The organism is Vibrio sp. SCP2 (assembly GCF_059295395.1).
The window spans coordinates 48,321-56,957 of record NZ_JCAFVV010000015.1 but is presented as its reverse complement, the minus strand read 5'-3'; the positions used below and the strand labels follow the sequence as shown (position 1 = coordinate 56,957).

Annotated in this window: 5 protein-coding genes and 6 tRNA genes; 6 read left to right on the top strand and 5 right to left on the bottom strand. The window is 44.7% G+C overall.

What is annotated here, in order from left to right; all coding sequences use genetic code 11:
• Positions 1-183 precede the first annotated feature (183 nt).
• From AC5O63_RS21715 to AC5O63_RS21690, 6 genes are all read left to right on the top strand, one after another.
• A tRNA-Leu gene (locus AC5O63_RS21715) sits at positions 184-268 on the top strand.
• A 3-nt stretch (positions 269-271) separates the two neighbouring features.
• Positions 272-348 (top strand) — tRNA-Met (locus tag AC5O63_RS21710).
• Positions 349-397: 49 nt separating this feature from the next.
• A tRNA-Leu gene (locus tag AC5O63_RS21705) sits at positions 398-482 on the top strand.
• A gap of 25 nt (positions 483-507) precedes the next feature.
• Positions 508-592, top strand: a tRNA-Leu gene (locus AC5O63_RS21700).
• Positions 593-594: 2 nt separating this feature from the next.
• Positions 595-671: transfer RNA gene (locus AC5O63_RS21695), tRNA-Met, on the top strand.
• A 52-nt stretch (positions 672-723) separates the two neighbouring features.
• Positions 724-808: transfer RNA gene (locus AC5O63_RS21690), tRNA-Leu, on the top strand.
• A 233-nt stretch (positions 809-1,041) separates the two neighbouring features.
• Here the strand turns inward: AC5O63_RS21690 and AC5O63_RS21685 are convergent.
• The 5 genes from AC5O63_RS21685 to flgJ all read right to left on the bottom strand — a co-directional run bounded on the left by AC5O63_RS21685 (position 1,042) and on the right by flgJ (position 8,627).
• On the bottom strand, positions 1,042-2,175 hold the full coding sequence (locus tag AC5O63_RS21685) for a flagellin (RefSeq protein WP_494506220.1): 1,134 nt from the start codon (positions 2,173-2,175) through the stop codon (positions 1,042-1,044).
• A gap of 496 nt (positions 2,176-2,671) precedes the next feature.
• A complete protein-coding gene (locus AC5O63_RS21680; protein WP_004746752.1) occupies positions 2,672-3,817 on the bottom strand; it encodes a flagellin in 1,146 nt (381 codons plus the stop codon).
• 370 nt (positions 3,818-4,187) lie between these two features.
• Positions 4,188-5,381 carry a flagellar hook-associated protein FlgL gene (gene flgL / locus AC5O63_RS21675; protein ID WP_272785491.1) on the bottom strand — a complete coding sequence of 398 codons (1,194 nt, stop codon included), beginning with the start codon at positions 5,379-5,381 and terminating at the stop codon, positions 4,188-4,190.
• 10 nt (positions 5,382-5,391) lie between these two features.
• Positions 5,392-7,266, bottom strand: coding sequence for a flagellar hook-associated protein FlgK (flgK, locus tag AC5O63_RS21670; protein WP_494506219.1), 1,875 nt, complete (start codon positions 7,264-7,266; stop codon positions 5,392-5,394).
• Between the two features lie 452 nt (positions 7,267-7,718).
• Complete coding sequence (flgJ, locus tag AC5O63_RS21665; protein WP_069666947.1) at positions 7,719-8,627, bottom strand: flagellar assembly peptidoglycan hydrolase FlgJ; 909 nt, start codon at positions 8,625-8,627, stop codon at positions 7,719-7,721.
• Between the last annotated feature and the right edge of the window lie 10 nt (positions 8,628-8,637).

Sequence of the window (8,637 nt, the reverse complement as noted above, 5' to 3'; positions counted from 1 at the left end):
TAAGGCAGCGGCTTTTGATGCCGCCATTCCCTGGTTCGAATCCAGGTAGACCTGCCATTATTTATAGGTTCAGTGGATAACATCTTTTGATGCCTCGTCTATTGTCCCTGGTTCGGCTCTAAGTAGCCTGCCATACAACTTCATAGCGCTTTTACCAATTAGCGATATGAACACAAAATTGATGCGGAAGTGGCGGAATTGGTAGACGCACCAGATTTAGGTTCTGGCGCCGCAAGGTGTGAGAGTTCAAGTCTCTCCTTCCGCACCATTTGGCTACGTAGCTCAGCTGGTTAGAGCACATCACTCATAATGATGGGGTCACAGGTTCGAATCCCGTCGTAGCCACCATTTATTTCGATCGTCTGTAGTTATACACATGATCACGTAGTTTCAAGATGCGGAAGTGGCGGAATTGGTAGACGCACCAGATTTAGGTTCTGGCGCCGCAAGGTGTGAGAGTTCAAGTCTCTCCTTCCGCACCATCTTGAAGACTACAGCCATATTTATGCGGAAGTGGCGGAATTGGTAGACGCACCAGATTTAGGTTCTGGCGCCGCAAGGTGTGAGAGTTCAAGTCTCTCCTTCCGCACCATTGGCTACGTAGCTCAGCTGGTTAGAGCACATCACTCATAATGATGGGGTCACAGGTTCGAATCCCGTCGTAGCCACCATTTACAACTTCGTATTGCTTTTACCAATTAGCGATATGAATACAGACTTGTTGCGGAAGTGGCGGAATTGGTAGACGCACCAGATTTAGGTTCTGGCGCCGCAAGGTGTGAGAGTTCAAGTCTCTCCTTCCGCACCATTATTGAAGAAACCCAGCTATTTAGCTGGGTTTTCTTTTATCCGCAATATACTCATCTCTACTTTTCATACCTATTGGACTAATAGGTGAGCAGATTTTTTCTAGCTGGTATCCTGCCAATCGCCACTACTTATCCTATACAGCGCGTTTTGAAGAACTACAAGCATAAAAAATCCAGCCGAAGCTGGATTTTAATTAAGTCATGACTTTTGTTGTGCTAAGAGACTAACTCTTTAGCCTAAAAGCCCCAACGCTGAGTTGGGCGCTTGCTTTGCTTGTGCAAGAACAGAACTTGATGCTTGCGATAGGATCTGAGACTTAGTAAGTGCCGTTGTCTCTTTCGCAAAGTCTGTATCCTTGATACGGCTCTTAGACGCGTTCACGTTTTCGTTGATGTTGTCTAAGTTGTTAATCGCATGGTTGAAACGGTTTTGGAATGCACCAAGCTCAGCACGGTGACTATCAACAAACTTAAGTGCTGAGTCGACAATCGCTACGGCTTGTTGCGAACCACCAACAGTAGTCACGTCCATCGTATCGACTGTAACTGCTTGCGCTGCACCAATGCTTAGCTCACCAGCAAGTGCGCCACCAAAAGTCGCAGCACCTTCAACTCGGTTGTTATCCGTGAATAACTGTAGTTTACCATCTTCGTCAACAGATGCTGTTACTAGATCTGTTTGACCGTTGATGTAAGTGGCTAGCTCTTCGATATCATCACCTTCTTTGGCATTAATGGTAACGTTTTGAGCCTGGCCAAACTTGTCAGTCAGTGCAATGGTCAGATCATTCGCGCCCGCTTGTACGCTCCAGTCTTTGTCTTGACCGTTTGCGGCAATATAACTATTACCACCCATCATTGAGTTATCACTGCGCATATTGTTAAGCGTTAACATGACCGCTTCACCATTGTCCGCACCGATCTGGAATGATTTGGTTGCAAATGTGCCGTTAAGTAGCTTGTTACCACCAAATGAAGTGGTTTCAGCAATACGGTTTAACTCATCGTTCAATGCCGTTACTTCCTCTTGGATCGCGACACGCTCAGACTTTGAGTTTGAACCGTTAGCAGATTGAAGTGACAAGTCACGCATACGCTGCAGAATGTTAGTCGTTTCATTCATAGCACCTTCAGCTGTCTGTGCCATTGAAATACCATCATTTGCGTTACGTACTGCGACATCTAAGCCACGGCTTTGCACATGCAAACGATTAGAGATCTGAAGACCTGCTGCATCGTCTTTTGCGCTGTTAATCTTAAAGCCAGATGAAAGTCTTTCCATCGACGTTTGCTGGGCAGAAGTCGCACTGTTTAAATAACGCTGTGCTGTCATTGCCGAAACGTTTGTATTTACATTAACCGCCATAGTGGTTTCTCCTATTGATTTCCGTACACCGGAGGTAAAGGGTTTCCGACGTCTCGGTAAACCAATTAGTTCTCTCAAAGTAACCTTATTAACGACGTAAAATTGATTATCTTTAGAGCTAAATTGGCAAATATTTTAAAAAACCAAGGATTAGAAGGAGATATTGACACAGACCACAGATATGAAATCAATTGCTAAAGTTTTTCCATCGTCTGCCGATGCTGCGCGGTTTTGAATTAAATGGGGGATAGAAAATAGATGATATTTTCTTTAGGCAAAAGAAAAGCCCCTTTCCTTTGAGAGAACCGGGGCTATTTGGTAGCCAATGCCAATATGGAGATCGAGAGAAATGATCACAGCCTGGCTGCCGTGCTACATAAGTGACTCCAGTTATGGAGCAGGTGTGAGAGAGAGCTCCATTACCTGATCACCTATGTTTGCCGTCAAAATCACACTGACCCTACGTCTAGGTTAATGTCAGTGTAAAGTTTGACTATTACTGCAATAGTGACATTGCAGAGTTAGGCAACTGTTTTGCTTGAGCAAGTATTGATGTACCCGCTTGTTGCAGAATTTGTGCTTTCGTCATCGCCGTCGTCTCTTTCGCGAAATCGGTATCGCGGATTCGACTGTTCGATGCTTCAACGTTTTCTTGGATGTTAGCTAAGTTGTTGATACTGTGGCTCAAACGGTTTTGTTTCGCACCTAAGTCCGCACGTTGTGAATCCACATACTTAAGAGCCGCATCAATAATACCGACCGCATTTTGCGCACCACCGACTGAGCGAACATCAATATTTTGTACTGATGTTTGAACACCCGGACCGCCACTTAGACCAAGCTCACCAGCAAGACCACCTGAAATATTCAAGTTACCCTGAAGGTTAGGTTCTGCGGCAAAGATTTGCAGTCTACCATCTTGGTCTACAGATGCTTTTAGCTTGTCTGTTTGACCATTGATGTAGGTTGCTAGCTCTTCAATATCATCACCCTCTTTGGCAATAACATCTAATGTCACAGCTTCACCATCTTTGGTTGTAAACTCAAACTTCAGATCTTTGGCCGTTGGAGGTACGCCCCAGTCTTTATCTTTCGCCTGTTCAGGTGCAGATATAAAGGATTGGCCACCCATACGGAAATCATCCGCACGGATACTGGTCAAGCCCATAATAATAGCCTCACCAGAACTCGCGCCAATTTGGAATGATGCTTCACCAAATGAACCGTTTAGTAGCTTCCGACCACCAAATGACGTTGTTTCTGCGATTCGGTTAAGCTCATCTTGCAGAGCAGAGACTTCTTCATGCAATGCTTGGCGCTCAGATGCCGAGTTAGTGCCGTTAGCCGATTGCAGTGACAAGTCACGAATACGTTGAAGAATCGAAGTCGACTCATTCATCGCACCTTCCGCTGTTTGAGCGATCGAGATGCCGTCATTTGCATTGCGCATCGCCACATCTAAACCACGAGACTGAGCAGTCAATCGGTTCGAAATTTGTAGGCCCGCCGCATCATCTTTCGCACTGTTAATTCTTTGACCTGAAGATAGACGTTCCATGGAGGTATTTAACTCTCCAGTCGCCTTATTCAGGTAACGCTGAGCGGTCATCGCCGACACGTTAGTATTTACTGTAATGGTCATACTTTGCTCTCCTATTGAGTTCGCAAGTGCTTGCGAAGCGGCCAGCTTAGTCTCATTTGGAAGCACTGACCGTAAATGACTTGCTAAGTAGATCTATTGCCTACTTAAAACTAATTTGTTTAACTCTGCCCTAACTCAATTCAAGTTATGTGCCAGTTTTAAAATAGTTACTAAATAAATTAATTTCCTTATATTTATTAGTAACTTAAAAAGCAAGTTTATTATTTACTCGCATTGAGCAAATATCACCCACTTAAAGCGGCAAATTGATTGCCGCCCTTTTGCCACTAGATTGCCACTACTACTGTGGCCGTTTTTCCAATAGCTGTTTCTATCTCGCACTTATGGCATAGCACATAAGGCTTTGAGCTTAGATGTAATTAAATAGAGTCAGGTCTTTGGTTTTGCCAAATGCCTGTTGAGATGCCTGGAGCGCACGCGAGTTCTCATTGAACTCAATGATCGCTTCAGCATAATCAAGATCTTCAAAATTACTTTTGGACTTGGCCAATGTCATATTGAAGTCATCATGCTGCTCTTCTTGAATGTCTAGCGTACTTAATCGAGCACCCACATCTGTACGTGCCTTGTTCAAGTGAATAAAAGCAGAGTGAAATTCTTCCACAACTCGGTGTAATTGAGCGGTGTTTGATGTGTCAGATACAGAGCCTTGCGACAGTGCCATCGCATCTTGAAAGGTTTCAAAAATGCTATAAGTGCGTTTGGGCTCTAAAGTAATTTGGTCACCTTTAGTAATTTGCCCTTTTACTTGAATCGACACATCTTCAAACTTGATACCCACGGCAGGATCGAAGGTATCGGCTTTTACCACTGCACCATCGCGCTCAAGTTGATAACCGTATTTTCCATCAGGCATATCAACAAATGTCACCTTGTAAGTAGAGGTATCATCAGGGTTGATATTGTTCGCGCGCTCAAGTAAGAGCTCTGAAGTCTCGTTTAGAGTGTATTTAGGCTCAAAATCACCAAACGGGTTATCAATCTCCATAAACAATTTGCTGCCTGGATCGTTGATTGGCATTTCTAAACTGTTAGAGATTTTCATCTTGCGTTGATAATCATCGCCTGCATATACGACGTCACCATCTTTATCACGAAAGAAAGGCTGATTCTTAGGCTTAGTTCCAGCAAAAATATAGTTCCCAGACTCATCCTGAACATTTACTAGATTCAAGAAGTTATCGGCAATTTCCTGCATTTCACGGCGTTTCGCGAAACGGTCTTCCGGTGACAACGAACCATTGATCATTTCCATTACGGTTCGTTTTGCTTCATCAGCATAATCTTCCGCATTGGAGATAATGACTTCATGATGCTCTAGGCGATTACGGGAAAGAGTAATTGCATCGGTAAACTGACGCAGTTGCTCTTTCTGCTGACCGATGTTCTGTATGTAATGCGTGGCGAGTGGATCGTCACTCGCTTTCATTAACTTTTTACCCGATGCTAATTGCGCTTGGTTGTGATGCACTTTTGCTTCCGAGCGACGTAAGTCGTTCTGCACCGACTGATAGTTATGGAAGCTAGAAATACGATTCATCATTTATGCCTCCTTATCTCAGCGCAAGAATGGTGTTAAAAGTGTCGTTAGCCGCCTGCATGATGCGCGACGACGCCATATAAGCTTGCTGAAACTTCATCATGTTGGCCGCTTCTTCATCCAAGTTAACACCTGAAATCGATGCAACTCTTTCCTGTGCGGCTTCTTTCTCCAAACGAGAAACATCGGTTAAGCGCGAAGCCGTAGACATTTGAAGACCGACATCGGTATTGAGGTTGTGGTAAATGTCTAGAATGGTCGACTCACCATCATTAAGCTTTTTATCCGTTTGGATGTTTTGCATTTTTAGTAGGTTGCCGTTATCACCTTCAGAGGGGACAAGATTTGCCGTAAACTTATCATTTGGCAGAGCGCCTCCAGTAAGCTCAAATGAGGTACCCTGAACCGTTACAGCGCCACTAGGTGGATAAGCTTGTGGTTGAAGTAAAATGTTCCCTTTAGTATCCGTTACTGCAAACTGCTGACCATCAGGTGAAATAATCACTTCAAACTCTCGCAAATCACCTGCTTGAGCAATGCTAAATTGCGCGTTACCTTGAGCAAAAGTCGTAGAGGCTTCATAACTTTGCGCGGCAATATCACTGGGATCATTGGTCGCCATTTGCATCTGAGCGGCACCGCTCCGAGTCGGACGAATAAGGACTCTTTCACCTGCCTCTAAACCGTTGCGGATATCAATTCTCAAACCATCTAAGGCAATAGCATTATCGACAACCGGAACAATAAACTGCTCTCCTGATGGACGGGTGACATAATAATCACCACCCACATATTGCAAAGAATATTGCCCGCCAACGAGCTGACTAGTGTCTTCGATATAAACCGCCAAGTCCGCTTTTGAGTTAGAAGAAGTGACAACACGGGACTCTGCAATAAAATCGGAGTTCACATCTGTGAACATCAAACCACCAATGTTTCCGCGTAAATCTAGACCTTGGGACTGTAAGCTATTGACTTCATAAGAGAAGGAAGTTGCAAGCTTACCAAGTTCATCCATTAACTGAGGAATCTTTTCGTCACGCATTGTTAGCATGGCACCGATTTTTCCATCAATATCTTTGGTGGTAATCGCTTTGATACCCTTACCTTCAATCATGGCTAAGCGACGCTGATGTACATCTGGATAGCCATCGATCATTTTTAGCTCACTGGCTTCAGTACCTGAAACCAAGGTATGGCCGTTACCGATATGAACGTTAAAACCCTCTGCGTTTTTGCGCGGCGTTACGGTAACTTTGGTGTACTCAGAGAGTTCTGCGATAAGCTTCTCATGCGTATCCATCAAATCATTATGTGGACCAGGCGTACGCATCATAAGGCGGTGTAAGTCTCTGATCTCTAATGCAAGCTGGTTTACACGCTCGATACCTAAATCAAGCTTCTTGTTAGTCACATCAGACTGACGACGAACCGTTTCATGGAAGTCATTTAGGTTCTGGGTAATCAAGTTTGCCTTTTCAAGCACAACTTTACGCGCACCCACGTCATTCGGGCTATCAGCCAATGACTTCACGGCATCAAACCACTCGTTGAGGTTTTCTGGAATTTTTTTCGAGGCAACCGATGACAACATATTGGAAAGCATTTCCAAATTAGCTTCGTCATCGACTTTATGGGCGTAATTGGTGGTGGAAACATTCAGTTCATTAACGGCAAACTGATCCCACGAGCGGCGAACTTTTTCCACATGAACGCCCATACCATAGGTTTCCCCGCCATATTGGCGTGGCATATTTGTGCCTTGTATCACCGACTGACGGCTATAACCCTCTGTATTCACATTAGAGATGTTATGACCGGTGGTGTTTAGTTGTCTCTGAGCTGTGAGAACGCTTTGCGAACCAAGATTCAGAAGATCAGACGACATATTGCCCCCAAGAAACCTTTTAAAATCAGCGTTAACTGAACATCTGACTTAGATTTTGCAATATGTATGCCAAACTGGAGAGCTGGAGAGCTGGAGAGCTGGAGAGCTGGAGAGCTGGAGAGCTGGAGAGCTGGAGAGCTGGAGAGCTGGAGAGCTGGAGAGCTGGAGAGCTGGAGAATTTTTGAGGGTTGGTAATTAGCTTCAACCCTTTTATTTCAACAGGTTAATTTGTCATCCTCAAGAGTGAGGCACGAACGAGTTGGGGATCTCGAAAAGCATGTAGAAAACCTCTAGAGATTCCCTACTCCTTCCTTCGTCAGTCTAGGGAATGACGGAAAACTAGAAAATTTACATTGCTTTGTTTGAGCTCGCCAAACTCGTTTTCCAGCGCCGGAGCGATCCATAGGGCGAAGCCCGTTCTAGTACCTGTAGGACGAAGTCCGTCCTTCACTTTACATCTGATCAATGCGCGCTTTTACGCTAAGAACTTTATCTGCGTATCTAGGATCAGTCGCATAGCCTGCTTGATGGATACCACGAATAAATTCTTCGTTATTGCCGCCATGACGTAAAGCTGTGGTATAGCGAGGGTTTTCATTAAGAAAACGCACGTAGTCGTTAAAGCTCTCTTCATAGTTAGCGTACGAGCGGAAAGCGGCATTCTCTTTAACTGGCACGCCTTGGTGATACTCTAAAGTTTGAGTAGAAACTTTATCACCTGACCAGCTTCGATCTGCCTTAATATTGAATAGGTTATTACTGCTGCCACGAGAGTTATTAACTACTTTCTGCCCCCAACCCGTTTCTAACGCAGCCTGCGCTAATAGAAGCGATGAGTCGATGCCAAGCGCTCTTGCCGCTTTTTCAGCATAAGGCTTCATTGAAGTCACGAAAGTTTCCGGCGACTCAAAGCGAGAAGGTTGCGACTGTGAAGGTAATTCAACGCTAGTTGCATCAGCACGTTCATGGCGAATACGGTCAATTTTCTCCATCACAGCTTCAAAATCTTCATTGCGCGCTTTGGCACTCTGGTTTTCAACGCTACCTGTAGAAAGTTGAGCGACAATCATATCAGCCAAGCCGAGTGAGCCAGAAGCGCTTAGCTCGCTGGACATCTGCTCGTCCATCATTTGTCGATAAAACTGCTGGTTTTGACTGTCCATCAAACCCGACTCAAAAGTCGAGTTGGCATCACGCATGGACTTGAACAGCATCGAGGTAAAAATCGCTTCAAATTGCTTTGCTGCCGCGGTTAGCGCTGCTTTTTCACTACCTTCGTCACCTTCCACTGCTTGCTTACGTAACTTATCTAAGCCTGCAATATCGTGAATAAAGCCGATGTCATTACCATTGTTAATCATGCTCTACTCC

What these genes read in the sequence shown, in the direction of transcription:
- AC5O63_RS21685 (WP_494506220.1), bottom strand. Translation starts at nt 2,175, where the DNA reads ATGGCGGTTAATGTAAATACAAACGTTTCGGCAATGACAGCACAGCGT.
- AC5O63_RS21680 (WP_004746752.1), bottom strand. Translation starts at nt 3,817, where the DNA reads ATGACCATTACAGTAAATACTAACGTGTCGGCGATGACCGCTCAGCGT.
- flgL (WP_272785491.1), bottom strand. Translation starts at nt 5,381, where the DNA reads ATGATGAATCGTATTTCTAGCTTCCATAACTATCAGTCGGTGCAGAAC.
- flgK (WP_494506219.1), bottom strand. Translation starts at nt 7,266, where the DNA reads ATGTCGTCTGATCTTCTGAATCTTGGTTCGCAAAGCGTTCTCACAGCT.
- flgJ (WP_069666947.1), bottom strand. Translation starts at nt 8,627, where the DNA reads ATGATTAACAATGGTAATGACATCGGCTTTATTCACGATATTGCAGGC.